We start from the raw sequence: 26,637 nt of genomic DNA on the forward strand, positions 1-26,637 counted from the left end.
GATGAGTCGTTGGCGCCTTAACGATTTCAAATCGATTGTTCGCGTCAGGGAAACAGACCCCCTCAGAAGCTCCAAACTGCAACTATTTTTGGCCGGATATTAGCAACATAGTGACCATCCCGCCCAAATCTCGCCACGTTGTGCGACTATTTTCTTAAAGTTGCAAAGCTCTGGTGCCACCGTTTGGAACCTGCAGAGGGATTTCGTTATGCAAAAGCAATTTCGGATACAGAAACTAGCCGAGAAGATTTCGGCCAACAAGCCGTCGCGGCACCCGATCCGGTTTTTGCGTTCTGAAAACGGAGCCATGACAATTCTTGCTCTGGTCCTGATTATGGGCATTTTCGCCGCTGCAGGCATTGCCGTTGACGTTATGCGTTTCGATCGCGAACGAGCCCGACTGCAATATGCTCTGGACCGTGCCGTACTGGCTGCCGCCGATTTGGATCAGGAACTGTGCCCCAGAGACGTAATTGTCGATTTCTTCGAAAAAGACGGGCTTTTGCGGTATCTGGATGTAAGTTCCATCGATGTTCAGCCTGACACTTGTGGGTCGACAGCTGCGACACTGGAAGGATATCGCCGTGTTCAGGCGACAGCCCGCATGGACGTGGAAACACATTTCCTGAACTTCAGAGGCTTTACCGGTATTGACTACATCCCGACGGTTGCCACGAGCGTCGCCGAAGAAAGCATCGGGGACGTTGAAATTTCCATGGTGCTGGACGTTTCGGGCTCGATGGGCCGATATAGCCGTTTGACCAACCTGAAAGTTGCTGCTCAGCGTTTTGTGGACGAAATGGTTGAGAAAACCGAAGACGGCAAGCTCTCCATCTCGATCATTCCGTACTCGAATCAGGTAAGATTGCCTGATTATCTGATGAATGAGCTCAACACCCAGGGTGAAAACCCTCACGCAAATTGCATCGATTTCCCGGAAAGTGACTTCAGCATTGCCGCGTTTGATGAGACGGTGGCATTGCCGAGAACGCTCCACTATCCGATCCCGTGGAACATAAACTACATAGACGATGACGTTCGGAATTCAGGAGACATTCTGGACAATGAAGCCTGCATCAGAAAGACTGCGACCAACTCAAACGTGATCACTGTTGCACAAAAGGATGCAACCGCTCTGAAGGCCCATATCCAGGGGCTACAAGCAGGCGGCAATACCTCTATGGATATCGGAATGAAGTGGGGATTGACCCTGCTGGACCCAGGTTTCAATCCTGTCATACAGGAACTGACCGAAGACAACTTCGTACCGACCGAATTCGATGATCGGCCCAAGAACTACACGGGCTCTGACGTCATGAAAGTCATCATTCTGATGACCGATGGATACAACACAACGAACTACCGCGTGAATGATCCTTATCGTTTTGGTTTTTCCAATATCCATTGGTTTGAAACAGAAAATAAATATTCGACTCAAAACGATGATTCAGACAGCGCCTACTATGAGCAATATTACTGGCACGACGTACAGTTGCTGGAAGATCCTGACAGCAGAGGTCGCCGCTGGGTGAGAGATGAGTGGCAAGACCACCCTTTCGGTAGCGGGCAATACACCGTCTACAGATGCACAAGCTGGACCACTAGTGGTTCTACTGAAATCTGTACCAGCAGGAACGAAGACAGGACACGAATTCGCTCTGAAAAAGTATCCAGTTCTGACCCTGATCCGCGGCATCTAGAGTGGCATGACGTCTGGGAAAGCACGGGCTCGGAGGTCGTCCGGGAGCTGTACGCCGAATGGATGGGAGACGCTCAGGCAGACGTCTGGCATGCCGGTGTAACTGAACCTTATGCCCGCGCTGAAAAAGACCCACGCGTAAGATCTTTGTGTGCTGCTGCGAAAGAAGAGAACATTATCATTTTCTCCGTCGCCTTCGAGGCACCTTCAGCTGGCAAGAGTATTCTCTGGGACTGCAAGACCAGTGTCGGCACATACTACGAGGCGAATGGGACCGAGATCATCAGCGTGTTCGACTCGATCGGTTCCACGATCCGTAATCTGAGGCTGACACAATGACCAACAGACTGCTTGGCCTACTTCGCCGATTTGCCCGGCGCGAGAACGGCTCGTTATCAATTGAATTTGTGATCGTTGTACCAATCTTCCTGTACCTGATGATGGCAGGGGTCGAGATCGGTGTGATCGCCTTTCACCACGCCAATCTAGAAAGGGCGCTGGACGAGACGGTTCGGGATGTCAGGCTGAATCATATCGAAAAATACGACCCCACCCCGGGCGCCGAATGGGATCACGACCTGCTCAAAAGAATCATCTGTGATAACGCGGATTTCATCAAAGATTGTGACGCCAATCTGGCGCTTGAAATGAAAAGTGTCGACCTGCGCAACGGCATCGAACTGCATGAAACCCCGTTTTGCGTCGATACACCAGAAGATATCCGGAACACCGAAAGCGGCACCGGACAAGAATATAATCAAGGTGCAGCGAACGAGCTGATGGTTCTGCGTGCCTGCGTTGAGATTTTCCCGATTTTCCACGGCTCGAACATCGGCCAGATGGCACAGCGTGACTCAGATGGCCAATTCGAACTGCATGCAACCACGGTGTTTGTCCATGAACCAAACTAAACGCCCAAATCTTTTGTCGTCGTTCCTGAAACGTTTTGCAAAAAACGAAGAAGGTTCGCTGGCCATTGAAACGATTATCATCGTTCCCTGGCTGTTCTGGTCCATCATCGCATCTTATACATTCTTCGACGGCTATCGGCAGAGCGCTGCCAATATCAAGGCGGCCTATGCGGTCGCAGACATCGTGTCACGGGAAGATGGCGTCGTGAACGACGCATATATTGATACGCTGATGGAAGTGATGGAGTTCATGGTCGCTGAAGGTACCGAGATGAACCTTCGCGTCACGTATTTTGAATACCTGGACGATGAAAAGCGGCACGAGGTGCATTGGTCCAGAAGTCGCGGTCCGCTTTTTAATGACATGACAAACAGCGACATCGCCGAAATAAAAGACAAGCTGCCTGTTATGCCGAACTATGGCCGAATGATACTGGTCGAAACCAACAACCTTTATCAACGGCCCTATAAAATCGGCTTTGAAAGAGAAGTGCGGTTGGAGAACTTCGTGTTCACGCATCCACGCGTCTTTGATCAGATCGTCGACAATTTCTGAACTCAATCCCGCTCGGCCAGCAGGGCGGCGATCATTTCCGACATAAATTTGGTTTGCGCGGCGGCGGTGACACCGCCAACGCCAATTCTATGACCCAGCCGCCACCACAAGCCTGGTGCCCAACTGTTTCCCGAAGCTTCCCGAGCGCGGATCAGGAAACCGTTTGAAGGCTTGAACGCAAAAACACCCCGGTCGATTGTTTGAACATCGTCGATGCGAATAATCACATCCCCCGCGCCCGTTCGCAGTTCGTCCCGCGTCAGTTCGATCCGATCCGCAGTCGACACCCAAAGCCGTCGCGCCAGCCAAAGAGCGGCGGCCCCGGCGGCCAACAAGAACACTTGCCATCCGAACGCGGGCGGAGTTGACAGCGCGACATAGATAACCAACGCACCAAGCGCGACAAGCATCCCTACACCGGTCCAGCGCCTTGGCTCAGATGCTTCTACAACAGCCAGAACTTCGTCCTGCATACCGGTCTCCATATTCGATCCCTGCACCCAATAGCGGGATTTCACAGCGAGCAACAGGGTAAGCGTATGTTTGGCGGTACCTTTGCAAAATCGCACAATGCCGGTGATCTGCTGCAAATTGAATGTGTTCCCGCACTGGTTAAATTGACGTGCACAGTCAGGAGGATCGGATGTCTCTCAGGCCAACAATCGAAACACGCAAAGCAAAGCCAACCGTAGAAGGAGCCGGTGTAAAACTGCACCGCGCATTCGGATTTCAGGACCCAAGCGAACTCGACCCGTTCCTGTTGTTCGACGACTTCAGGAATGAAAACCCCGCCGACTTTCAGGCCGGGTTCCCTTGGCATCCCCACAGAGGGATCGAGACGATCACCTATGTGCTTTCCGGAACGGTCGAGCACGGGGACTCGCTTGGGAATACCGGAGCTCTCGGCGCGGGCGACGTACAATGGATGACTGCGGGATCGGGTATCCTCCATCAGGAAATGCCCAAGGGGAATTCTCATGGTCAGATGCACGGATTTCAGTTGTGGGGCAATCTGCCATCCAGCCAAAAGATGACCGCCCCGCGATATCAGGACGTGCGTGGCACAGATATTCCGGAAATCACCGACGACGACGGCACCAAAGTGAAGGTGATCGTTGGTGAGTTTTGGGGAAAGAAAGGACCGGTAGATGGTATTGCCGCCGACCCGCAATATCTGGACATTTCTATCCCCCCGGGTGTGAAAAAGACGTTCTCGATAGACACGTATCGACGGGCGTTCGCCTATATCTTCGAAGGAGAGGCGGCGTTTGCTGATGCTTCACAGCCAAGTGGCGTCCTGCTTGAGAAGGAAGTGGCAGGACAGGAAGTCAATATTCGCGATCTGTCCGGCGACCGAACACTGGTCCGTTTCGGGACCGGAGAGGAAGTGACCGTTCAGGCCGGACCGAATGGCGTCAGGTTCCTGTTGGTATCCGGCGCACCGATAAATGAACCTGTCGCCTGGCACGGACCGATAGTCATGAATACACGGGACGAGCTGCACAAGGCGTTTCGCGAACTGCGGAACGGAACCTTTATCCAGCCGGTTCACTGATTCATGCTAAGATGGCCTTCTATCCGATCAGGAGGCCATCATGATCGTACGTGTTTTTCGTGCGCGGATTTTCGACGACAAGGTCGATCAGTTCCGCGACTTTTTCCTAAACACCGCCTTGCCGTTAATGCGAAAGCAAGACGGGCTGGTTTCAATCACCCCCGGGCTGCCACGGGGTGAATCGCATAACGAATTCTGTCTTGTGATGGTGTGGGAGTCGGTTGAAGCATTGGCTGAATTTGCTGGCCCCGACTGGCAACAGCCACATGTTCTGCCCGAAGAAGAAGGGATCGTGAAAGAACGATTTCTGCACCACTATGATCTTGCTGAGCAAGGTTGATATTTACGAAGATACAGCCTTGCGCACCATGTCCCAGTAAATCGTTTCAACCTCATCCAAGGACAATCTGCCACCGCTTCGGTACCAGGTGTTGACGCCATTGAGCATCGCAATCACCGCCAAAGTTGCAATCTTTGTATCCGGAACTGTGAACACGCCGACAGACTGCCCATTGCGCAGTATTCCTTCCAGGTCGTCCTCGTACTGGCGGCGCAGCGCTTCGATATCTGCGAAATTCTCGGCCGTCAGGTTCCTGAGTTCCATATAGGCGATGAACACTTCGTCGGACCGCTCCAGATGGAACCGGATATGAAATCTGACAAACTGTCTGAGTGCCTGGACCGGGTCGTCAGGAACTTCGGATGCTCCCCGAGCAGAAAGAAGTTCATCCATGTGGTTGCGCATAAGCCGGAACAGCAGGCTTTGCTTGTCGGGCGTATAGTTATACAGCGCCCCGGCCTGTACACCGACCTCTCCGGCGATCTGGCGCATGGACACCGCTGCATACCCGTGCCGGGCAAACAGCTGCAGCGCAGCTTTTCGGATGCGGGGTCCGGTTATATCAGAATGAGAACCTTGAGTACGTGCCATGGTGCCACGATATATGAACGAATGTTCAGATAGAAGCCCGCTTGCGCGCATAACCCAAAAAGTGCATCACACATTAAGATGCTTCTGAAAGGCCCACTATGAAGCCAGCACCACTGCTGATCCTGTTGTTAGTCTGCACCGGCTGCGTCAACATCCCGGAACTCGAAGACAGTGAGGCTTCCGGAGTGCGCAAGGCCCCCTATCCGCGCCTGATCCCGTTGCAGGAAACACTTGGCCCCCCAGTCAAGCCCGAGGATGAGGCCGCCGAAGTTGAAGAAGAACTCACCCAACGCAAAGAAGCGTTGGATGAGCGCGCCAAGGCGCTTCAGGAAGTGTCGATCGACTGAGTTTTCGAACAATGAACAGGACAACCGGGCTGTGACGGATTGCGCCCCAAACGCGAACCGGCTAAGGCACCCGGCAAAGGGCGAATTGTCCGGGACCAAAGGTCCGAGCATAGAGGGTTCTACTATATGACACAGGCGCTGAGGTTGGGAATTGCTGGTTTGGGCACCGTCGGCGTTGGCGTGGTCAAAATCATCCGCCGCCATTCTGATTTGCTGCAGGCCCGCACGGGCCGCCCTGTCGAGATTGTGGCAGTATCGGCGCGCGACGCAGACAAGGATCGCGGCGTCAACCTTTCCGGATATGCCTGGGAAACCGATCCGGTCGCATTGGCTAACCGCGATGATATCGACGTGTTCGTCGAACTGATGGGCGGTGAGAACGGCCCGGCAAAGGCATCGGTCGAAGCGGCATTAAAAACCGGCAAGGATGTGGTCACCGCAAACAAGGCCCTGCTGGCAATCCATGGTCAGGAATTGGCGGAACTGGCCGAAAACAAAGGCCGCATCATCCGGTTCGAGGCCGCTGTGGCGGGTGGCATTCCCGTTATCAAGGCCCTGACCGAAGGGCTTGCGGGTAACGATGTTACCCGCGTTATGGGTGTGATGAACGGCACGTGCAATTACATCCTGACACGGATGGAATCTCAGGGACTGGGTTATAATGCTCTGTTCGAGGAGTGCGCCAAGCTGGGCTATCTTGAAGCCGATCCAAACCTTGACGTCGGTGGTATTGATGCAGCGCACAAGCTGGCGTTGCTGGCATCGATCGCGTTTGGCACCAAACCGAACTTTGACGGCATCGAAATTGAGGGCATTCAGCACATCAGCCTGGATGATATCCATCAGGCCGCCGACATGGGCTATCGCATCAAGCTGCTGGGTGTCGCACAGCGCAGTGCGCGGGGGCTGGAGCAGCGTATGCAACCGTGCCTCGTGCCCAGCGACTCTCCTATCGGGCAGCTTGAAGGCGGAACCAATATGGTTGTGATCGAAGGCGACGCCGTGGAACAGATCGTGATGCGCGGCCCGGGTGCCGGCGAAGGTCCTACCGCAAGTGCGGTTCTCGGGGACATCTGCGACCTTGCACGTGGCCTGCAAATTTCGACCTTTGGACGCCGGGCAAACACGTTGGAAGAGTCCACCCCTGCCCGCACCGGACTGCCCGCGCCCTATTATCTGCGCCTTGGACTACTGGACAAGCCCGGCGCACTGGCCAAGGTTGCGGCCATTCTGGGCGACGCCGGTGTGTCCATCGACCGGATGCGCCAATATGCGCACACCGAAAACACCGCGCCGGTTCTGATCGTGACGCATAAAACGACGCGAACCTCTTTGGATGTAGCTCTCGAAGGGCTCAGAACTACCAACGTTGTGGCCGGTGAGCCGGTTGCTTTGCGTATCGAACAGGTCTGACCCCTTGCGGCCTGCGCAATCGGCAGGTTATGCCGGACAAAAGGCCCCCTCTGATCAAAGGATTACGAAACATGAATGCTGCCAAGATCGATTTCAATGACCGCATGCTGTCTCTGGGCCTTGCGCGGGTTGCGGAACAGGCCGCGCTTGCCTCTGCCTCGCTTGTGGGTCGCGGTGATGAGAAAGCAGCCGACCAGGCAGCCGTGAATGCCATGCGCGAGCAGTTGAACCTGCTCGACATCGCCGGTGTTGTAGTCATTGGGGAAGGTGAGCGGGACGAAGCGCCGATGCTTTATATCGGCGAAGAGGTCGGCACCGGTGACGGACCGGGTGTGGACATCGCGCTGGACCCTCTGGAAGGCACTACCCTGACGGCCAAGGATATGCCCAACGCGCTGACCGTGATTGCCATGGGACCGCGCGGTTCCATGCTGCACGCACCAGATGTCTACATGGACAAGCTTGCTGTGGGTCCCGGTTATGCAGAAGGTGTCGTTTCGCTGGATATGACCCCGCGGGAACGTGTTGAGGCGCTGGCCAAGGCCAAGAATTGCGATCCGGCCGACATCACTGTCTGCATTCTGGAGCGCCCCCGTCACGAAGCAATGGTCGCCGAGGTGCGGGAAACCGGTGCGTCGATCCGTCTGATCACCGACGGCGATGTTGCCGGTGTCATGCACTGTGCTGAAAGCGAAGTGACCGGCATCGACATGTACATGGGGCAAGGCGGCGCGCCTGAGGGTGTATTGGCCGCCGCCGCACTAAAATGTATGGGCGGTCAGATTTTTGGCCGCTTGCTGTTCCGCAACGACGATGAACGTGGGCGCGCAGCCAAGGCAGGTATCACCGATCTGGACCGCATCTATTCGCGGGACGAGATGGTGACGGCGGATGTGATCTTTGCCGCAACCGGCGTGACCGGAGGTTCGTTGCTGCCGCGCATCAAGCGCGAGCCGGGCTGGGTTGAGACGACGACGCTGCTGATGCGCTCGAAAACGGGATCGGTTCGTCGGATGAACTATCGCACACCGATGTGGCCTCACGACAAGGATTGATGGGTTGCATCGCGACCTTGATCAACAAAACTGATAGGCCGGGCCCCGATAGGGTCCGGCCTTGGTCTGTTAGGAATGTGCCATGAGCTTTCTTGGGGTTGAACAATCATTAACCAATCGGCGTTGGGTTGGACCTTCGCCAGAGGTTGAGCGCGCCGTGGAAATGCTTGTTCAGCAGGCTGATCTGCCTCGTGCCGTATGTCAGGTTCTGGCAAGGCGAGGCGTCCCCCCGGAAGAGGCCATGGGTTTTCTGGAACCCCGGCTGAAAGAACTGTTGCCAGACCCGCTTACCCTGAAAGATATGAAAAAGGCTGCGGGACGTTTCCTTGAGGCGGTGGCAAAGAAGCAGCGGATTGCAGTTTTTGCCGATTATGATGTGGATGGCGGAAGTTCTGCGGCTTTGCTTTTGGTATGGCTTCGGCAGATGGGTCTTCAGGCAACGCTTTATGTGCCTGACCGCATCGACGAAGGGTACGGTCCCAACGTACCTGCCATGCGGGAGCTGGCAGCCGTTCACGACCTGATAATCTGCGTAGACTGCGGAACACTCAGCCACGATCCCATTGCAGCGGCCGATAGCGCGGATGTCATTGTTCTGGATCACCACCTTGGCGCAGAAACTTTGCCGGACTGTGTTGCGGTCGTGAACCCGAACCGGCAGGACGAAAGCGGCGATCTGGGCTATCTATGCGCGGCTGGCGTTGTGTTCCTGATGCTGGTCGAAGCCGGAAGGCAATTGCGAGAGGCCGGAAACAGAGGTCCGGACCTTATGTCGATGCTTGATCTGGTGGCCCTTGCGACCGTCGCTGATGTCGCGCCTCTGATCGATGCCAACCGGGCCCTGGTTCGGCAAGGTCTTAAGGTCATAGCACAAAGGCAAAGGCCGGGGCTTGTTGCGCTGGCCGACGTATCGCGCATGGATGCGGCACCCAATTCCTACCATCTGGGTTTTCTGCTTGGGCCACGGGTCAACGCCGGTGGCAGGATCGGTCAGGCAGATTTGGGGGCCCGGCTTCTCAGCACTGCGTCGCCAACCGAAGCAGAGGCCCTGTCGCAACGTCTTGACGAGTTGAATACCGAACGACGCGAAATTGAAAACGCCGTGCGAGCGGCCGCGCTTGAGCAAGCCGAGGAGCGGGGGCTGGATGCACCGCTGGTCTGGGCCGCTGCAGACGGCTGGCACCCCGGTGTGGTCGGAATCGTAGCCTCTCGCCTTAAAGAGACGGCAAACAGGCCTGCAATTGTCATCGGTTTCGATGGGGACGAGGGCAAAGGATCCGGTCGCTCGGTTTCGGGCGTCGATCTGGGTGCTTCAATTCAGCGGCTGGCGGCCGAAGGATTGCTGGTCAAGGGCGGCGGGCACAAAATGGCGGCGGGCCTTACGGTGATGCGCGATCAGTTGGAACCCGCGATGGCCCGCCTGTCAGAACTGCTTGCCAAACAGGGGGCGGGAAAAGGCGGGCCAGCCGATATGAAACTGGACGGCGCATTGATGCCGGGGGCTGCGACAGTGGATCTGATCGAACAGATTGAACAGGCGGGCCCGTTTGGTGCCGGTGCCCCTGCCCCGCGATATGCCCTGCCCGATCTGCAAATCCGTTTTGCCAAACGTGTCGGCGAATCCCATCTGAAACTGTCGCTGTCGGACGGCATGAACGGTGGCATCGACGCCATCGCATTTGGTGCTTTCGACAGTCCTATGGGCGATCGACTTGTAAATCATGGCGGTGCACGGTTCCATTTTGCAGGCCGTCTTGAGGTCAATACTTGGGGTGGCCGCCAAACCGCACAGCTGCGCATCGAAGACGCAGCCGAGGCTGTTTGAGGGTCATTCCGCACCTCTTTGCGTGGCGCCAAAAAAGTTACGCGCCACCGCACTTTTCGGCTTGCGGGGGAACGGTGTAATCCGTAAAAGGCCCTCCACAAGCAAGCGTGGCCCGTTCGTCTATCGGTTAGGACGCCAGGTTTTCAACCTGGAAAGAGGGGTTCGATTCCCCTACGGGCTGCCACCTTGTATTTGCGTCGTTCAGATGCATGGCCCGTTCGTCTATCGGTTAGGACGCCAGGTTTTCAACCTGGAAAGAGGGGTTCGATTCCCCTACGGGCTGCCATTTTGCAGAACGCCATCCCAATCACCGATCATTATACTTTCAGTACCCTGCTGACTGGAACCTGCGTAATTCTCTCGAATTGGTGTATTATAGTGCCATCCTCTCTGAGGTGGCCCATGCCGGAGAAACCTGTTCAAAGACGGCTTGCCGCAATACTGGCTGCGGATGTCGCTGGATTTGCCCGTCTCGTCGAGCGCGACGAGGAAGGTACCATTCAGCGCCTGGCTGAGTGTTACGACCGTGAAGTAACCCCACGGATCACCCGGCATGGTGGACGGGTGGTTAAATTCATGGGTGACGGAATTCTGGCCGAATTCGCAAGCGTGGTCGAGGCCGTGCGCTGCGCAATCGAAATTCAATCGGCTTTCGCGCAAGGCGCCGATGACCAAGCGGTTTCCCAGCGTATTGAGTTTCGAATTGGAGTGAACATCGGGGACGTCCTGATCGATAATGACGACATACACGGGGATGGCGTCAATGTAGCGGCGCGGCTTGAACAGCTTTCACCAAATGGAGGGATTTGTATTTCCGACGGCGTGCATGAACAGGTTCGGAATCGCGTGAACGTCGGATTCTATGATCTGGGTTTTCAGCAACTTAAGAACATCGATCGGCCTGTAAGGGTTTGGCAATGGGCGAATTCTAAAGCACCTGCAACTCAGGAAGCTCAAACTTCTGAAAACCTAGACCCCAAGCCATCTATCGCTGTCTTGCCTTTCGACAACATGTCAGGCGATCCGGAGCAAGAGTATTTTTCAGATGGGATCACCGAAGACTTGATCACCGCTCTGTCGCATGTGCGGGGGTTTTATACGATCGCGCGCAATTCTTCTTTTACCTACAAGGGGCAATCAATTTCCGTCAGGGATATCGGCAAGCAGCTTGGTATTCGGTATCTCATTGAAGGCAGCGTTCGGCGTGCCGGCAATCGTGTTCGAATTTCCGTCCAACTGATCGATGCGGAAACCGATCAACATCTTTGGGCTGAATCCTACGACCGCGACTTGGATGACGTGTTTCTGGTACAAGATGAGATTGTCCTGAATGTCGTTGGGGCAATCGAACCCGAACTGGCCGAGGCAGAAAGTGCACGCGCCCGCTCAAAACCACCTGACAGTCTGGATGCCTGGGAATGCTACAACCGCGCACTCTGGCACTTGTTCAAGATCACCAAAGAGGATTTCGCGACAGGGATGGGTCTCTTGCAAAAAGCTATCGAGATCGATCCTGAGTTTGCACGCGCCTATGGCACCATCGCCTCGGCGCTGCATGCACTGGTTTTGCTTGGACATGTCGATGACCCAGAGAACATCATCGCCAAGGCCGTTGCCGCCGGTCGGCACGGTGTTGCGCTGGACAACAAGGATACCAGCACACATTTCGGGCTCGGGCGTGCCTACACCCTAAGTGGGGACCTTGAGGGAGCGATTTTGCACTTCGAAGCAGCTCTGGAGATTAACCCCAGTTCAGCTCAGGCGCATCATGGCATCGTTACTCCGCTTACCCTGCTCGGGCGTCACGAAGAGGCCATCCAGCATGCCGATCAGGCCCTTCGCTTTTCCCCGCGCGATCCGATGATTTGGACGTTTCTGCAGGTAAAGGCGCACGCCCTGTACCATTTGCGCCGCTATGAGGATGCGATTGAGGTTGCTAAGAAATCGACGCACCAACCGGGGGCGGGATTCTGGTGCTGGACATGTTTGGCGGCCGCGCAAGCTCAACAGGAAAGAGTTGAACCAGCCAAAACCGCCATGGCGTCAGCAATGAAAAGAAACCCGCAGTTGTCGGTCACATTCATCAGCAAAGCTCTACCCTGGCGGGTCAATGAAGACCTCGAGCACTATTTGGAAGGTTTGCGCAAAGTCGGCCTGCCGGAATAAGGTTGCTGAAGCACGAACAAAAAAGCCCCGAACCAATCGGCGCGGGGCTTTTTCTGTTTTTAAAAAGACGGCCTATTCGTCGTCTTTTTGCAGGCTATTCGGCGCGAACACGTTGCCAAAACCGCTGTTGTTTGACGGTTGCTCGTTGGCGCCGGATTCGTCTTCTTCCTCGTCTCCGCTCAGCGTGTTCGGAGCAAAGACATTACCAAAGCCCGAATTGTTGGTACCCGCATCGGATGGGGTATCCTTTTCTTCGGTTCCGGGCGTCAGGTCGTCAGGTTCAAACACACCTTCAAAACGACGCTGCCTGCGCTCCTCGCGCTCACGGCGTAGTTCCTGAATGCGTTCGGCGGCTTCCAGACGCTTCTCCTCTTTCACATTGGCAATACACTGCCCCGGGTTATAGGCGGTCGCCGTACCAACGACCGTCACCGTGGCAATTGCAAAGACCACCAACAGAACAGCAGCAACATTCCCGGCAAAGAAACTGGGCAGTTTGATCTTGCCCGCCAGTTCTTCGACCGTGGCTTTACGCCTTGCTGCCGCCACCAGTTCCTGACGCTTGATCTTTGCCTCGTTCAAAAGTGCAAAGAACACCGTCAACACGACAATGATGAAGGCCAGCGCAGAAATCGCAGGGGTGATCCCATAGCGCACTTTCTGCGCCAGTTCGATCGTCAACGTCGGGTATTCACCAAAGGTAAAAGTGGTGGTGTTGTAGTTTTCAAAGGACGCAAGGAACGCCAGCACCGCTGCCGAAGCAATCGCAGGACGCATGAACGGCAGCAGGATCTTGCGGAATGCCTGCGCATGGGTCGCGCCAAGGTCTAGCGCAGCTTCGGTCAGAGCGACGTCATAACGCTGCAGACGTGCCACCAGCACCAGCATGCAATAGCTGGCGATAAAGGTGGACTGACCAATCACCGTCAGGAATATCCCGTTCGACAGAAAGCTGTCCGCCCCCAGCCCCAGCATCCGGTTGATCCGGTCCCAGAACACCAGTGTCGAGATACCCAGAACCACGCCAGGGATCAGGATCGGGGCGATGATGATCGTATAATAGGTCGCCCGTAGCTTGGGCCAGATCTGCGTCAACATCAGTGCCCCGGCCAGTCCCATCGCGACCGACAAGACCACTGTACCGATCCCAATGATCAGCGAGTTCTTGATGCCGTTCAGGATACGCTGATCCTGAAACAACTCACCGAACCATTGGAACGTCAGACATTCCCATGGCGTCATCCGTGGGAACTCGGACGAGTTGAATGCGGTGACCGACATGATCACCAGCGGACCCAGCAGGTACAGGAAGAAAATCGTCAGATAGACCCAGATACTTACACGGAGGAAGGAATTGTTCATTTTCCGATATCCCCCATGTTGACCTTGAACAGACGCATCGCGGCCAGAACGAACAGGATACAGGTCACAAGCAGCACGATCGCGTAGGCGGCGCCCTGCGGCCAGTCGTTATTGTCGTTGAATTGCTGATAGATCAACTGAGTGAACCACAACGATGACGGTCCGCCCAAAATCTGTGGCGCAGCCAGTGCACCGGCGCTGAGCATAAAGACCATCGTGCACCCGGAGCTGATACCCGGCTTGGCATATGGAATGACCACGCGCCAGTGAATCCGCCACCAAGGCGCGCCCAGATCGCGCGCTGCCTCGATCTGATTGCCATCAAGGCTTTCGATCACATTATACATCGGAAAGATCATCAGCAGGATATACGCGTAGCCCAGACCGGCATAGAGCGCGATATCGTTGCGGATAAAGTCGAACGGCGTATCGAAGATGCCCGAACCCACCAATAAGGTGTTCAGCACGCCCGTTTCGCCAAAGATGATCCGCAACGCAAAGGCCCGCAGAATCTCGTTGATCCAGTAGGGGATGATCAGCATGATCGCAAAAATGCGGATGTGATTGCCTTTGCTTTGCCCAAGGTAATAGGCAATCGGATAGCAGATGATCAGGTTGAAGATCGTGACGCAAACCGCAGCGACAAGCGTGCGGAAAAAGATCCTGAGATCAACGGTGTTGTAGTCCTGACTGCCGCCTTCGGGGCCAAAGACCAGGTACTTGTAGTTCTCCAGTGTATAGACGTCCTTTGGCCCGCCAATTTCCGGCGGCGGCAGGTTCGGACGGAATGAGAAGTCGAGCATCGACAACTGTGGGAGGATGATCAGGCCAATGGTCCAGAACAGGACCAGACCCAGGATCGCAATTCCCATGCCTGTGCCGTTGCGGTTAAAGAATTCCTTGAGGAAGCCCGGCATTGTCTGGCCCCCTTATTCAGCGGCCAGCTCACCAGCCGGAACCAAAACCGCATTGCGGGTCTCGTATTCCAGGGTGATGTTCCGGCCTGTGTGATCTTCGAAGGACTGACCGAGGTTCGGGATCGAAACCTTGATCTCTTTTCCCCCTTCGCCCTCCGTGAAGATGTTAAAGACGTTGCCTTCGAACTCTTCGTGGTTCACGCGAGCGGTCACAAAGTGATCTCCGCTTGCTCCGTCTGGTGCAAGGGCAAACGCCTCGGGGCGGATGAACATCATGGCGTCATCGCCTTCTTTCATCTTGCCCTGATTGGCGGTTGAAATACGCGCAACCAGATCGCCGGAACGATTGGTTGAAATCAACGCCTCCTCGCCCATAACTCGTTTAATTTTTCCGCGGAACACGTTGTTTTCGCCAACAAATGAAGCTGCAAAGGCGGTTGTAGGGTCATTATATATCGTCTTGCCATCCGCAATCTGGTCGATAACCCCGGCCTTCATGACCGCGATGTTATCGGACATCGTCAGCGCCTCACCCTGATCGTGGGTGATGTAGATGAACGTGATCCCTACCCGTTGCTGGATTTCGCGCAGTTCGGTCCGCATATGCTGGCGCAGCTTGAGGTCGAGCGCAGACAAAGGTTCATCCAACAACAACACATCCGGCTCGGCGCACAAGGCGCGGGCGATGGCGACACGCTGACGCTGACCGCCCGACAATTCGCTGGGCAGCTTGTCACCCTGCCCCGGCAACGCAATCATCTCCAGCAACTCATCGCCACGCTTTCGGCGCTCGGCACTGCTGGCCCCTTTGATCTCCATTGAGAAAGTGATGTTTTCCCAGACCTTCATCAGAGGGAACAACGCCAGGTTTTGAAAGATCAGCGCGGTCGGGCGTTTGTTGGGCCCGATCCCCTTCATATTGTTGCCGCCAATCAGAACGTTGCCTTCGCTCGGCTCAAGGAACCCGGAAACTGCGCGCAGAATAGTGGTCTTGCCGCAGCCCGAGGGCCCGAGAAACGAAAAGAAATCGCCCCCATTGATATTCACATTCGCGTCGCGCACCGCGACGAAATCTCCGAACCGGATCCAAAGGTTTTCCAGATCAACGCCGACCCCAGCACTCATCTTTGGCTTCTCCCTGTGACGCAGGTCATTGCCGCGCCTTGTTGTTAGTTGAGTATGCGTTTCCCGCATACAAAGAGGGCCCCCTGCGCGTGCGCAGGGAACCCATGTTCAAAGCGATCAGGCGCTCTTGAACTTGTTGACGAACTCGGTCCGGGTTTCGGCGTACCACGGCGCTTCGGCCGGCCACGGGTTCAGGTTGGCAAGCGAGTCGCCCGGATAGGCTTCGGCAAAGTTCTTTTTGTAAACATCGCCGGAATAGCCATCCGCACCCAGAACTGGTGAGTTGTAGCCATGGCTGTCGATGGCTACGCCAGCCGGTTTCGCCTGATAGGCGAACTCGATAAAGGCATAGACCTGCTCGACATTGGTCGCGCCGACAGGCATCGACATACCATCGACCCATGCCATCGCACCTTCGATCGGTGCCTGATAGTGGACCGGCTCACCTGCCGTTTTCAGGGCCAGAGGCGGGCCATCCCAAGTCTGGCCAACAATAACGCCTTCGTTCAGCAGGCCGTTCTTTTGGGTATCGGCGTCGTTCCAGATCAGCTTGATGCGATCCTTGCGCGCGATGCACCAATCAGCGATCTGACCCCAGACTTTGCGCATGGTGTCTTCGTCATTGTACGCTGCCCAGACAGAGCCCGGCTCCATTTCGCCCGAACGCTCCATGAACAGACCGGCACCAAGCATCATCGAATGCGCGCGACCCATTGTTTTTCCTGCGTTTTCCTCTGACCAGACGTCGCCGTAGGACGGCGCATCGCCTTCGGGTAGCCACAGATCGGTGCGATATGCGATACCTTCAGTTCCCCAGATATGGGGCAACCAATGTGCGCCGCTGTCGCCGAAGTTCCAGGCGTCCGTGCCGATCTTGGCCATCGCCGGGTTCACGGCGTCAATGTTCACCTTGCTCAAGTCGAACGGCTGCAGCAATTCCAGCGGCTCCCACTGAAGCGAGCGGTTGTTGGTCGGTGAAACGATGTCAAAGCCCTGACCCTTGGTGGCCTTCATCTTGTTGATGATTTCTTCGTTCGAACCAATGCCAGTGTAGTTGACCTTGATACCGGTCAGGGTCTCGAACTCCTGAATGAATGTGGGCGGCAGATAGTCGGACCACATCAGGATGTTTACTTCACCCGATGATGCTAGCGCGCTTTTCGAGTAGAGCGGTGCCGCCAGTGCCGCAGCACCGGCCCCTTTCAGCACCGAACGGCGCGATACTGTTGATCTCTTAGTCATTGATTTGATCTCCCAAGTTGGTTGTTTGATTTTTTGTATTGTATAACTACACAAACACGACTTTTGCGACTTCCCCTCCTCCACCAAAGTGACAGTTTCGACATTCAGTAGGTCCAGTTTCGACAGCTAACTCTGGAAGCAGCTTTAAACTGGCATCGGGCAAACGTCGCGCGTGCTCATATACTTAGCTTTGCATATTGCCTCCTCGATTTGAAACTTTTCGAGCGCCTCTCGCAAGAAAATTAATAAAACGCGTCAAAACGCTGGATTCATTTGCTTCTTTTTGTCGTTGACGAGATGTCAGTTCGCGCAACAACCAAGCGATGAATACGCCGAGCGCATGAAACTTTTTTGACTCATTCAACACTGTAGACCGGATCGGAATGTGCCCGGACGTTACAAACCAACGTGGCCCGTGCTGCCAGGTACTCCCTGAGTATTTGCGGCCTATACTGCCAATCCGATCAGGGCCACACCACCGGCCATCAGAAGCGCCGCACCAAGCCTGCGTAGCCAGTTGCCTTCGTGCAAAAAGACAAACCCGATCAGCGCAGCAAATATTACCGACGTTTCGCGCAGCGCGGATACTGCACCAAGCGGCGCAAAATTCTTGGCATACAGAACAAGGCCATACGCAGTCATTGAAACAAGCCCACCCAGAATGCCGACAAGCCAGGTCCTGACCGGTAGTTCCTTTAGCGTTGTGCGTTTGCGGATAGCTACGAACCCCGCAATAAAAATGTGTAAAAAAGCGCCCCAGGCCCAATAACTTAGGGTGTTGCCGGACAAACGCACGCCGATACCGTCGACAACCGAATAAATCGATATGCAAATCCCGGTACCCAGCGCGAACCCCAGCGCCGCCCGCCCGATCCCATGCCGCAGGGCGCGCCAGCTGCTTAACTGAATGCCCACTGCGATCAGCGCGATACCAGCCCATGCCTGTAGGGGAAGAACCTCTCCGACGAGAAGCATCGCCCACAAAGACACCAGCGCAGGCACGATGCCGCGGGCAATAGGATAGACAACGCTCAGATCACCGTGCTGGTACGCCTTGCCCAGCATGAAATAATAGCCGAAATGCACCACCGTCGAGATGAGGATGTATGGAAAGCTCTCGGCGCTTGGCAAAGGCAACAGCGCCACCATGACGCCTGCGGGAATGACGTGGCCGAAAGCCACCAGACCCAATGTCGTTGTGCGGTCGCCCGCGGTTTTCACGATCGCATTCCAGACGGCATGCAGCAGCGCCGCAGACAGGATTATGACGACGACAAACAGAGTCACGGAACCACCTTATCCGGTAGCAAGATCCGGCCCGTCTGTAGGGCCGGTCTTACAGATTTCGGTTTTTGGTCAAACCATTACAGCGCTGCTTTGAACAGGCCAGTCAGGTTGTCTTTGGTCAGTTCGATCGGGTTGCCGCCACATGACGGATCAATGATCGCACCTTCGATCAGTTCGGGAATTGACGCCTCTGTCACGCCCAACTCGGACAGGCGGCGCGGAATTCCGAGCGAGTCGTTAAGCTCTTGCACAAAGGTTCGAAACCCGTCGAAGCCGCCGGCTATCCCCAGATATGCAGCGGCCGTGTCAAACCGGTCCGCGATAACCGGCGAATTGAACTCAAGTACTGCGGGCATGCATACCGCGTTAGTGGTTCCGTGATGCGTGTTAAAGACGGCCCCGATCGGGTGGCTCATGGCGTGAATCGCGCCCAGCCCCTTTTGGAACGCGGTGGCGCCCATGGCTGCAGCGCTCATCATCTGGGCGCGGGCTTCGATATCAGTACCATCGGCATAGGCGCGCGGCAGGTATGCCTTGACCAGTCGCATGCCTTCCAAGGCGATACCCTGGCTCATCGGGTGATAATGCGGGCTTGAGAACGCTTCGACACAATGCGCGAACGCATCCAGCCCCGTCCCCGCAGTAATGAATTGAGGCATGCCCACCGTCAATTCCGGGTCGCAGATCACCACCGTCGGCAGGACTTTGGGGTGAAAGATGATCTTTTTCACATGGGTCTCTGAATTGGTGATGACGCTGGCCCGGCCTACTTCCGAGCCCGTCCCCGCAGTAGTCGGCACCGCGATGATCGGCGCGATGGCATCGGCATCGGCACGGGTCCACCAGTCGCCAATGTCTTCAAAATCCCAGACGGGGCGCGTCTGCCCCGCCATGAAGGCGACCATCTTGCCCAGATCCAGACCCGAGCCGCCGCCGAATGCAATCACCCCATCATGGCCGCCCGCATTGTATGCAGCGACACCGGCATCGAGGTTCTTTTCATTGGGGTTCGGGTCAACATCCGCAAACAGGCCCCGGCCCAGACCGGCGGCGTCCATGATGTCCAGCGTCGCCGTGGTGATAGGCAGATCGGCCAGCCCCCTGTCGGTAACCAGCAGAGGACGTTTCATCCCGGCCGCCGCGCAGGCCTCGGGCAGTTCCTTGATGCGGCCTGCGCCGAACTTGATTGCGGTCGGATAGGACCAATTTCCAACAAGGCTCATGATGTCACCTTCTTCAGATGGTAGGATTTGGGGCGGGTCAGGTTGTGATAGCCGATCACGGACAGCCCCCCGCCGCGCCCGGTGTTCTTGCAGCCGGTCCAGCACAGACCGGGATCCAGATAGTCGGCCCGGTTCATGAACACGGTGCCGGTTTCAATGGCGTCTCCCACCCGCGCGGCCCGATCCACATTGCCGGTCCAGAGGCTGGCAGTGAGGCCAAATTCACTGTCATTCATCAAAGCAATGGCCTCGTCATCAGAGGACACTTTCATGATGCCCACCACAGGCCCAAAGCTCTCATCCCGCATCACCCGCATATCGTGGGTCACGTTGGTCAGGATCTGCGGCGTCAGATAGGCGCCGCCGTCATCCTCGGGGAAGGTGTCGATATGGGCCACAGCACCCGCCGCGACCGCCTCGGCGATCTGCGACCGCACCTCATCGGCAAAGCGCACATTAGCCATCGGGCCAATCGTCGTCTCAGCCTCCAACGGATTGCCCAGCTTATAGCCTTTCACGATCTCTACCGCTTTGGCGACAAAGTCATCATAAAGGCTTTCATGAACATAGATCCGTTCGATCCCGCAGCAGCACTGGCCCGAGTTGAACATCGCCCCGTCGATCAGCGTATCGACGGCGGCGTCCAGATCGGCATCCTCCATGACATAGCCCGGGTCCTTGCCGCCCAACTCGGTGCCAACGCCGGTGAATGTGCCCGCCGCCGCGCGCTCCATCGCCTGACCGCCACCGACCGATCCGGTGAAGTTCACGAAGTCGAACGCTTTGCCTGCGATCAGATCATTGGTCACGTCATGACTTAGGAACACGTTCTGGAACACATCCTCGGGCACACCTGCCGTGTGGAAAGCCTGCGCCATGCGCTCACCCACCAGCAGTGTTTGCGTGGCGTGTTTCAGGATCACCGCATTGCCCGCGATCAGTGCCGGTGCGACGGTGTTGATCGCCGTCATATAGGGGTAGTTCCACGGCGCCACCACAAAGACCACCCCATGCGGAATACGTTTGATGTAGCGCTTGAATGTCTCGTCCTCACCCACCGCGATATCGGACAGAGAGGTTTCCGCAATCTCGGCCATATGGCTGGCACGTTCATTAAAACCGCCGAACTCGCCACCATAACGCACCGGACGCCCCATCATATGCGCCAATTCGGGCACGATCTCGTCATTCATCGCGCCAACAGCGGCGACACCCGCCATCACCAGATCAATACGCTCCTGCAGCGGCCGCGCCGCCCAAGCTACCTGAGCCGTTTCTGCCCGCCCTGCAGCCTCGAACGCTTCCTCTTTCGACAGAGTTTCGCGCGTTGCAAAAACCGACCCGTCAATCGGTGAGATGCATTTCAATGTCTGGCCCATAATCTCTCCATCGTCATCCGAAACAGGATTCCCTGTTCATCTGGCCACAAATACTCCGGGAAGCGCGAAGGGCTGGCCCCTCGCTTCTCCGGATCACGCCCGCTCGAACCCGCGGGCAATTTCCCAGTCAGTCACTACACGATCGAACTCTTCGATCTCGACCTCAGCCGCACGGGCATAGTGTTCGACCACCTCATCCCCCATGGCCGCCCTCAGCATCTCTGACCCGTGCAAAGCATCCCGCGCCGCGCGTAGATTGCCCGGGATCATGCCGGTGTCGCCCTGATAGACGTCTCCTTTGGTGGGCGGCTGCAACTCCAGCCCCTCTTCGATACCCGCGATCCCAGCCGCCAGCATCCCGGCCATCGCCAGATAGGGATTCATGTCCGAGCCCGGAATTCGGCATTCGACCCGCACCGCTTTGGTGCCGTCGCCGCACAGGCGGAACCCGGCGGTGCGGTTATCCACCGACCAGATGATCCGCGTCGGCGCAAAGGTGCCCTTCATGAAGCGCTTGTAGCTGTTGATGTAGGGCGCCATGAAATAGGTGTAATCGGCGGCGTATTTCAACAGCCCGGCCATGTAGCTTTTCATAAGCGCCGACATGCCCAGCTCATCTTCCGCGTCATAAAACGCAGGCTTGCCATCGGACCACAGTGACTGGTGCACATGGGACGAACTGCCCACCTTGTCATGATGCCATTTCGGCAGGAAGGTCGCCGCGTGGCCGTGCTGCCAAGCAATTTCCTTCACTGCGTTCTTGGCGATCGAGTGAAACTCAGCCGTGTCCATCGCCGGCGCATATTTGATGTTAAGCTCTTCCTGCCCGGTCTCGGCCTCGCCCTTGGTGTTCTCGACCGGAATACCCGCATTCCACAGGTGATTGCGGATCGGCCGCATCACATGCTCTTCCTTGGTGGTCTGCAGGATATGGTAATCCTCGTTATAGCCCGAGATCGGCTCCAGATCTCGGAACCCTTCTTTACGGAGCGCATCAAAGCTCTTTTCAAAAAGGAAAAACTCCAGCTCGGTCGCGCACATCGCCTCATAGCCCATGGCTTGCAGGCGGTTAACTTGCTTTTTTAGGATTGAGCGCGGCGCATGCGGTACTTCCTCATGCGTGTGGTGATCCAGCACATCGCACATCACCATCGCCGTGCCCTCCAGCCACGGCACCGGGCGCAAGGTGCTCAGATCCGGCTTCATGACATAATCGCCATAACCCCGCTCCCAACTGGTTGAGGCATAGCCATCCGGCGTCCCCATCTCAAGATCCGTCGCCAGCAGATAGTTGCAGCAATGCGTCTCTTCCCACGCACTGGCCACAAAGTGACCCGCGTGAAAGCGCTTGCCCATCAGCCGTCCCTGCATGTCCACCATACAGACCAGTACGGTATCCACCTCTCCGGCAGCGACCTGCGCCTTGAGATCATCAAAGTTGAGAGTTCCGCTCACGAGTCATCCTCCCTGATCGCGATGTCGTTCAGCGCCGGTTGCAGCAGCGCCAGTATCTCGTCCGCCATGGCGGAAATCTGTTCCTCGGAGCGCAACAGATCGTTGCGCACCTCAATCATTACATTCGGCAAACCCCGGCTTTGCGCATGCAAACGAAGGGAATGCGTAACACCATCGGCAGGCCCGTAAGGTTCATTGCGCTCTGTCCTGCGATGCGGAATGCGGTCCACATGGTCCAGCATTGCATCCACAAGGCGGGTATCTTCATCGTGAAGCAGGCCCAGTTCCACCGCGCGCTGCCGCCCGTAATAAACCGGCGTAAAGGAATGAACCGTTACGACAATCGTTTCCGGACCGCAGGCATCAAGAACGTCGGATACCGCACGGCAAAACGGCTCATAAACCGATTTTGTGCGCTCTGACCGATCCTGCGGCGACAAACCTTTGTTTCCCGGAACCTCGATCAGTTCCGACTTTTCAGGCATGGCACTTGCCGCTTCGGGCGGGCGGTTGCAGTCGTAAACCAGCCGCGAAACAGTCGATGCGACAACCGGGGCATCTAACGCCTTTGACAGCAACAGCGTCAAAGGTCGCGCCCCCGGGTCCCATGCAGCGTGGCTTTGCCGATCTGCTTCAGCCAGTCCCAGACCATCGTATTCAGGCGGAATGTGACAGCTTGCATGCTCGCACAGCAAAACGACCCTGCCCTTGCCGCATTCGTTCAGAACCTCGACCGGATTGCTCATTGCTCCACCTCATCCGAGGCCCGGTCGGCCATATTGGGCATCTCTTCGATCAGTCGTGTTTCCAGCAACTGCCCGTGACGATAGAGGATCGGATATGCCACCGCGGATATATGGCTGTTGAACTCACGAAACGCGCGCAAAGTTTCCAGATGTATATCACTGGTCTCAAAGCTTTCGGTGCTGCCATGCTGCAGTCGTCTGAGGTGACGCTTGCGACTGTCGCGCTCGGCGCGCTTGATCTCGCTCTTTTCCAGACTCAGCAAACGGGCGCTTTCCAGGTCGTCAGAGATAAGGACATTGGTCGCCAGCTTCAGGTTGGCCAGGATATCTTCGTGCATCCGCTCAAGCTCGGCCCAACCCTCTTTCGAAAATGCGGCCCCCTTCTTTCGCATGTCGTCCGCCAGCGTCGCGAGGCGTTTGGCCACGACATCGCCTGCGGTTTCCAGACGGATTGCATACTCCATCAGGTCGCGGGCGGATTTGGCGTTCTGTTTGCCGAATTCGTCGGTCGGAATAGCGGCAACAAAGGCCCGGATACCCGAAAGGCAAGCGTTTACATCTTCGTCAACAGCCTGCACTGCGCGAATCTGGTCCTTGCTTGCCCCGCGATAAAGCTCAAGAGATGGCCGAAACATCGTTTCGACAAGATCGCACATGCGCAGCAATTCACGTTTAAGGCTGGATAAGGCCTGACTGGGGCTGCCGATGTTGCTCAGGTCCAATGCACTCGCCGGGCGCCCGCGCTCAGCAGGTGCGGACTCGGATTTTGGTTCGGGCATAAGCCGCTCGATTAAAGGTTGTACCCGGCCACAAAACGGTAATGCCAGAAGCAACAGAGAGGCATTGAACGCCAGATGTGCATTCACAAGCATCTGGCCGCCCTCTGGCGTACCCAACTGACCGCTTCGTAAAGCCAGATTGACCGCAAACAAACAGAATACCGCCCAACTGCCACGCATTACCAGATTGGTTATCGGGATACGTCGCGCGCGCACGTCCATGCCCCGGCTCAGCCACACCGGGATGAAGGCCGAACCAAAGTTCGCGCCCAGTACAAGGGAAAGTCCAGCAGTAAACGGGATGGCCCCGATCTGGACCAGCGTTACGCACATCAGAATGGCCGCGACAGAGGAATGCATGACAAAAGCAAGCACAGCACCGACGATGAAGGCTGTCACGTAATCGCGCGCAAGATAGTCTGCCATGGCCGGTAAAAAGGCGCTGTCGCGGATTGGATCCATTGCCTCGCGCAAAAAGCGTAACGAGATCAGGATAAAGGCGATGCCCATCAGGATGCGCCCGGTTTGCCGCGCCCGCTTTGCGTCAGTCTTTACAAACAGATACCCGCCAACTGCCAGCAGCAATGGAACCAACCAATCCAGCCTGAACGACAGCACCTGAATGATCAAAGCAGAACCAAGATCACCGCCAAGAACAATGGCCAGACCGGCGGGAAACGCCAACAGACCGCTTGCGGCAAATCCAGACGTCAGCAACGCAACAGCGGCCGAGCTTTGCAGGACAACTGCCATGATCAAGCCTGCCAGCGATGCCTGCACATAATTGCGCTGTCTCGTCATCAATCGCTGGAAGGAGGCCCCATAACTGCGCTCAATCCCAGTGCGCACCATACGCACGGCAAACAGAAGCAACATCGTTGCGCCCGCAAGCTGTATGAGAAAGCTAACAACCGCCATTCGTCTAACCGTTCACAAGTTCAAGCATTTCGGCATGAAGCTGAGGTGTTGCAGCCGAGATCACCCGGCCGTCAGATTTCAGCCCCAGTGAGTTTCCATCCCAGTCCGTCATGATCCCGCCTGCCGCTTCAACCACCGCCGCAACCGGCAGATAGTCGTAGGGCTGCAGGTCATAATCGATCACAGCATCCACGTAACCAGCAGCCAGCAAAGCATGCGGGTAGCAGTCATAGGCAAACCGGCGCGTTTGGCCAGTCTGCATCAGCTTTTCGAACAGATCCGGATAATCCCGGTGAATCTTGTCCCCTTCGTTAACGAAAAGAATAGACTGCTCCAAACGCGTGTTGCGCGAGGTCGAAATGGCCTCACCATTTAGAGTGGCATACTGGCCCGGAACACCCACAAACACTTCGTTCAGCGCTGGCATCCCTATGACACCCAGCTGTGGGGACCCGTCGACAAGATGCCCAAGCAGAAATCCGAACAGCGGATGTCCCGACAGGAAAGAACGGGTGCCGTCGATCGGATCTATGATCCAGACCTTGCGGCAATCTCGCCCGTCAAACCCCTGTTCTTCCCCGAAAATACCATGATCCGGAAAATGGTGCTGCAGATAGGCGCGCACTTCGGCTTCGACGCCCTTGTCGGCCTGCGTGACCGGGCTTTCATCCGATTTGAACTCGACCCCGAGCCGACCGCGAAAATACCCCCGGGCCGCTTGAGATGCGATTTCGGCGATCTTGACCGCATGCGTTGCGTAATCGTTCTTATTCAGCATTCCGCTCAGCTCCGCTCGCGACAATAACCTTTACCCCCCATTCCTTGAATGCGGTTGCCATGCTTCCTTTGGGAGATTCATCCGTCACCAGAACATGCACTTTCCGCGGATCCGGCCCCCGATAAGGTGCAGTTTCGCCAAACTTAAAATGAGCAGATGCCATCATGACCTGATCAGCGTTGTCGACGACAACTGCACTCAGATCCGCCTCGGCCGAACTCAGGTACAGAAAACCTTTTTTGGGTGAAATTGCATCGGCGCTCAGAATTGCCAGATCGAAGGCATATCGCTGCATCTGCCGTTGCGTGACAAATCCGAACGAGCCGCGCTCGTCGCTTTGCATTTCACCGCCCAAAAGATGAACACGGTTTCCGTTTACCCCAACAAGGGTCTGCACAACTCCGATAGAATTGCTAACAACCGTCAGGTTGCTTTTTGCCCGCAATTCTTCAGCCACAAATGCAGTTGTCGAGCCGACATCAAGAAACACGGTCATTCCATCCCTGACCTCCTGCGCAACTCGAATCGCGATCAGGCGCTTTTCATCGGAATGTTGTGAAATACGCTTGAAAAAGCTGGGGTCGCCCTGAGTTCCAGCCAGATACGCACCGCCATGGACCCGCTCAATCGCCCCAGATTTCGACAGAGACTTGATCGTGCGGCGCACGGTCTCCTCAGAAACGTCGAGCGCCTTGGCCAGATCGGTATTTCGTGCAGTACCACCAAGCCGCCTGAGAACATCCAGCAACTCAAGCTCTCGATGCGTATGGGGCGCCCGTTTTTTCAAGATTACCTCCGAAATCCCAAATTCCCCCACATAAGGGCACAAAATTCGGTCACCATTCAAGCGAATTTAGCGATATTGGTGGATTTTTCCGCCTAATCTGAGTGATTACCCAAATCAAAGCCCGGAATTCGCACACAAATCGCATAAAACGCAGAAAATTGGTAGATGTTGATCGCCCTGA

Annotated in this window: 24 protein-coding genes and 2 tRNA genes; 12 read left to right on the forward strand and 14 right to left on the reverse strand. The window is 56.1% G+C overall.

What is annotated here, in order from left to right; all coding sequences use genetic code 11:
* Positions 1-208 precede the first annotated feature (208 nt).
* The 3 genes from ACR0NA_RS05435 to ACR0NA_RS05445 are packed head-to-tail and all read left to right on the forward strand — an operon-like array spanning position 209 to position 3,166.
* Positions 209-2,038 carry a pilus assembly protein TadG-related protein gene (locus ACR0NA_RS05435; protein ID WP_480726758.1) on the forward strand — a complete coding sequence of 610 codons (1,830 nt, stop codon included), beginning with the start codon at positions 209-211 and terminating at the stop codon, positions 2,036-2,038.
* Complete coding sequence (locus ACR0NA_RS05440) at positions 2,035-2,610, forward strand: TadE/TadG family type IV pilus assembly protein (RefSeq protein WP_480449087.1); 576 nt, start codon at positions 2,035-2,037, stop codon at positions 2,608-2,610. The genes ACR0NA_RS05435 and ACR0NA_RS05440 overlap by 4 nt, the downstream gene beginning before the upstream one ends.
* Positions 2,597-3,166 carry a TadE/TadG family type IV pilus assembly protein gene (locus tag ACR0NA_RS05445; protein WP_480449086.1) on the forward strand — a complete coding sequence of 190 codons (570 nt, stop codon included), beginning with the start codon at positions 2,597-2,599 and terminating at the stop codon, positions 3,164-3,166. The genes ACR0NA_RS05440 and ACR0NA_RS05445 overlap by 14 nt, the downstream gene beginning before the upstream one ends.
* Before the next feature lie 2 nt (positions 3,167-3,168).
* Here ACR0NA_RS05445 and ACR0NA_RS05450 read toward each other — a convergent pair whose 3' ends face one another.
* On the reverse strand, positions 3,169-3,639 hold the full coding sequence (locus tag ACR0NA_RS05450; protein ID WP_480726981.1) for a hypothetical protein: 471 nt from the start codon (positions 3,637-3,639) through the stop codon (positions 3,169-3,171).
* A 170-nt stretch (positions 3,640-3,809) separates the two neighbouring features.
* Between ACR0NA_RS05450 and ACR0NA_RS05455 the strand changes: the two genes are divergently transcribed.
* Both ACR0NA_RS05455 and ACR0NA_RS05460 read left to right on the forward strand, forming a co-directional pair.
* The gene (locus ACR0NA_RS05455; protein ID WP_480726761.1) at positions 3,810-4,721 is read left to right on the forward strand and encodes a pirin family protein; all 912 of its coding nucleotides are present in this window, start codon (positions 3,810-3,812) and stop codon (positions 4,719-4,721) included.
* 40 nt (positions 4,722-4,761) lie between these two features.
* Positions 4,762-5,061: an antibiotic biosynthesis monooxygenase gene (locus tag ACR0NA_RS05460; RefSeq protein ID WP_480726763.1), complete on the forward strand. Its 300-nt coding sequence runs from the start codon at positions 4,762-4,764 to the stop codon at positions 5,059-5,061.
* Positions 5,062-5,064: 3 nt separating this feature from the next.
* Here ACR0NA_RS05460 and ACR0NA_RS05465 read toward each other — a convergent pair whose 3' ends face one another.
* Entirely contained in the window at positions 5,065-5,652 is a 588-nt protein-coding gene (locus tag ACR0NA_RS05465; RefSeq protein ID WP_480726766.1) for a TetR/AcrR family transcriptional regulator, read from the reverse strand.
* Positions 5,653-5,750: 98 nt separating this feature from the next.
* On the opposite strand from ACR0NA_RS05465, the gene ACR0NA_RS05470 reads away from it, so the two are divergent.
* The 7 genes from ACR0NA_RS05470 (at position 5,751) to ACR0NA_RS05500 (ending at position 12,458) form a co-directional block, all read left to right on the forward strand.
* Positions 5,751-5,999, forward strand: coding sequence for a hypothetical protein (locus tag ACR0NA_RS05470; protein ID WP_480726768.1), 249 nt, complete (start codon positions 5,751-5,753; stop codon positions 5,997-5,999).
* Between the two features lie 126 nt (positions 6,000-6,125).
* Complete coding sequence (locus ACR0NA_RS05475; RefSeq protein WP_480726769.1) at positions 6,126-7,412, forward strand: homoserine dehydrogenase; 1,287 nt, start codon at positions 6,126-6,128, stop codon at positions 7,410-7,412.
* A gap of 71 nt (positions 7,413-7,483) precedes the next feature.
* Entirely contained in the window at positions 7,484-8,467 is a 984-nt protein-coding gene (gene glpX, locus ACR0NA_RS05480; RefSeq protein ID WP_480726772.1) for a class II fructose-bisphosphatase, read from the forward strand.
* Positions 8,468-8,549: 82 nt separating this feature from the next.
* A complete protein-coding gene (recJ, locus tag ACR0NA_RS05485; protein WP_480726776.1) occupies positions 8,550-10,292 on the forward strand; it encodes a single-stranded-DNA-specific exonuclease RecJ in 1,743 nt (580 codons plus the stop codon).
* A gap of 109 nt (positions 10,293-10,401) precedes the next feature.
* A tRNA-Glu gene (locus ACR0NA_RS05490) sits at positions 10,402-10,476 on the forward strand.
* 27 nt (positions 10,477-10,503) lie between these two features.
* A tRNA-Glu gene (locus ACR0NA_RS05495) sits at positions 10,504-10,578 on the forward strand.
* Positions 10,579-10,694: 116 nt separating this feature from the next.
* Positions 10,695-12,458 carry an adenylate/guanylate cyclase domain-containing protein gene (locus ACR0NA_RS05500; RefSeq protein ID WP_480726779.1) on the forward strand — a complete coding sequence of 588 codons (1,764 nt, stop codon included), beginning with the start codon at positions 10,695-10,697 and terminating at the stop codon, positions 12,456-12,458.
* 72 nt (positions 12,459-12,530) lie between these two features.
* Here ACR0NA_RS05500 and ACR0NA_RS05505 read toward each other — a convergent pair whose 3' ends face one another.
* The 12 genes from ACR0NA_RS05505 to ACR0NA_RS05560 all read right to left on the reverse strand — a co-directional run bounded on the left by ACR0NA_RS05505 (position 12,531) and on the right by ACR0NA_RS05560 (position 26,456).
* Complete coding sequence (locus ACR0NA_RS05505; RefSeq protein WP_170650557.1) at positions 12,531-13,820, reverse strand: ABC transporter permease; 1,290 nt, start codon at positions 13,818-13,820, stop codon at positions 12,531-12,533.
* Positions 13,817-14,737: an ABC transporter permease gene (locus ACR0NA_RS05510; RefSeq protein ID WP_480449075.1), complete on the reverse strand. Its 921-nt coding sequence runs from the start codon at positions 14,735-14,737 to the stop codon at positions 13,817-13,819. Before ACR0NA_RS05510 ends, ACR0NA_RS05505 begins: the two co-directional genes overlap by 4 nt.
* A 12-nt stretch (positions 14,738-14,749) precedes the next feature.
* Complete coding sequence (locus ACR0NA_RS05515) at positions 14,750-15,862, reverse strand: ABC transporter ATP-binding protein (protein ID WP_170650561.1); 1,113 nt, start codon at positions 15,860-15,862, stop codon at positions 14,750-14,752.
* Positions 15,863-15,979: 117 nt separating this feature from the next.
* Positions 15,980-17,104, reverse strand: a complete 1,125-nt coding sequence (locus ACR0NA_RS05520; protein ID WP_480726785.1) for an extracellular solute-binding protein — start codon at positions 17,102-17,104, stop codon at positions 15,980-15,982.
* Between the two features lie 447 nt (positions 17,105-17,551).
* The gene (locus ACR0NA_RS05525; protein ID WP_480726787.1) at positions 17,552-18,391 is read right to left on the reverse strand and encodes an EamA family transporter; all 840 of its coding nucleotides are present in this window, start codon (positions 18,389-18,391) and stop codon (positions 17,552-17,554) included.
* Between the two features lie 77 nt (positions 18,392-18,468).
* Complete coding sequence (locus ACR0NA_RS05530) at positions 18,469-19,614, reverse strand: iron-containing alcohol dehydrogenase (protein WP_480726789.1); 1,146 nt, start codon at positions 19,612-19,614, stop codon at positions 18,469-18,471.
* Complete coding sequence (locus ACR0NA_RS05535) at positions 19,611-20,993, reverse strand: aldehyde dehydrogenase family protein (protein WP_480726792.1); 1,383 nt, start codon at positions 20,991-20,993, stop codon at positions 19,611-19,613. The genes ACR0NA_RS05530 and ACR0NA_RS05535 overlap by 4 nt, the downstream gene beginning before the upstream one ends.
* A 93-nt stretch (positions 20,994-21,086) precedes the next feature.
* Positions 21,087-22,448, reverse strand: coding sequence for a glutamine synthetase family protein (locus ACR0NA_RS05540; RefSeq protein ID WP_480726794.1), 1,362 nt, complete (start codon positions 22,446-22,448; stop codon positions 21,087-21,089).
* On the reverse strand, positions 22,445-23,194 hold the full coding sequence (locus ACR0NA_RS05545) for an N-formylglutamate amidohydrolase (RefSeq protein WP_480726796.1): 750 nt from the start codon (positions 23,192-23,194) through the stop codon (positions 22,445-22,447). Before ACR0NA_RS05545 ends, ACR0NA_RS05540 begins: the two co-directional genes overlap by 4 nt.
* Positions 23,191-24,891, reverse strand: a complete 1,701-nt coding sequence (locus ACR0NA_RS05550) for a Na/Pi cotransporter family protein (RefSeq protein WP_480726798.1) — start codon at positions 24,889-24,891, stop codon at positions 23,191-23,193. The genes ACR0NA_RS05545 and ACR0NA_RS05550 overlap by 4 nt, the downstream gene beginning before the upstream one ends.
* Positions 24,892-24,895: 4 nt before the next feature.
* Entirely contained in the window at positions 24,896-25,669 is a 774-nt protein-coding gene (locus ACR0NA_RS05555; RefSeq protein WP_480726799.1) for an inositol monophosphatase family protein, read from the reverse strand.
* The gene (locus ACR0NA_RS05560; protein ID WP_480726801.1) at positions 25,659-26,456 is read right to left on the reverse strand and encodes a DeoR/GlpR family DNA-binding transcription regulator; all 798 of its coding nucleotides are present in this window, start codon (positions 26,454-26,456) and stop codon (positions 25,659-25,661) included. The genes ACR0NA_RS05555 and ACR0NA_RS05560 overlap by 11 nt, the downstream gene beginning before the upstream one ends.
* Positions 26,457-26,637 lie beyond the last annotated feature (181 nt).

The sequence above is a fragment of the Ruegeria sp. C11 genome, from assembly GCF_056537725.1.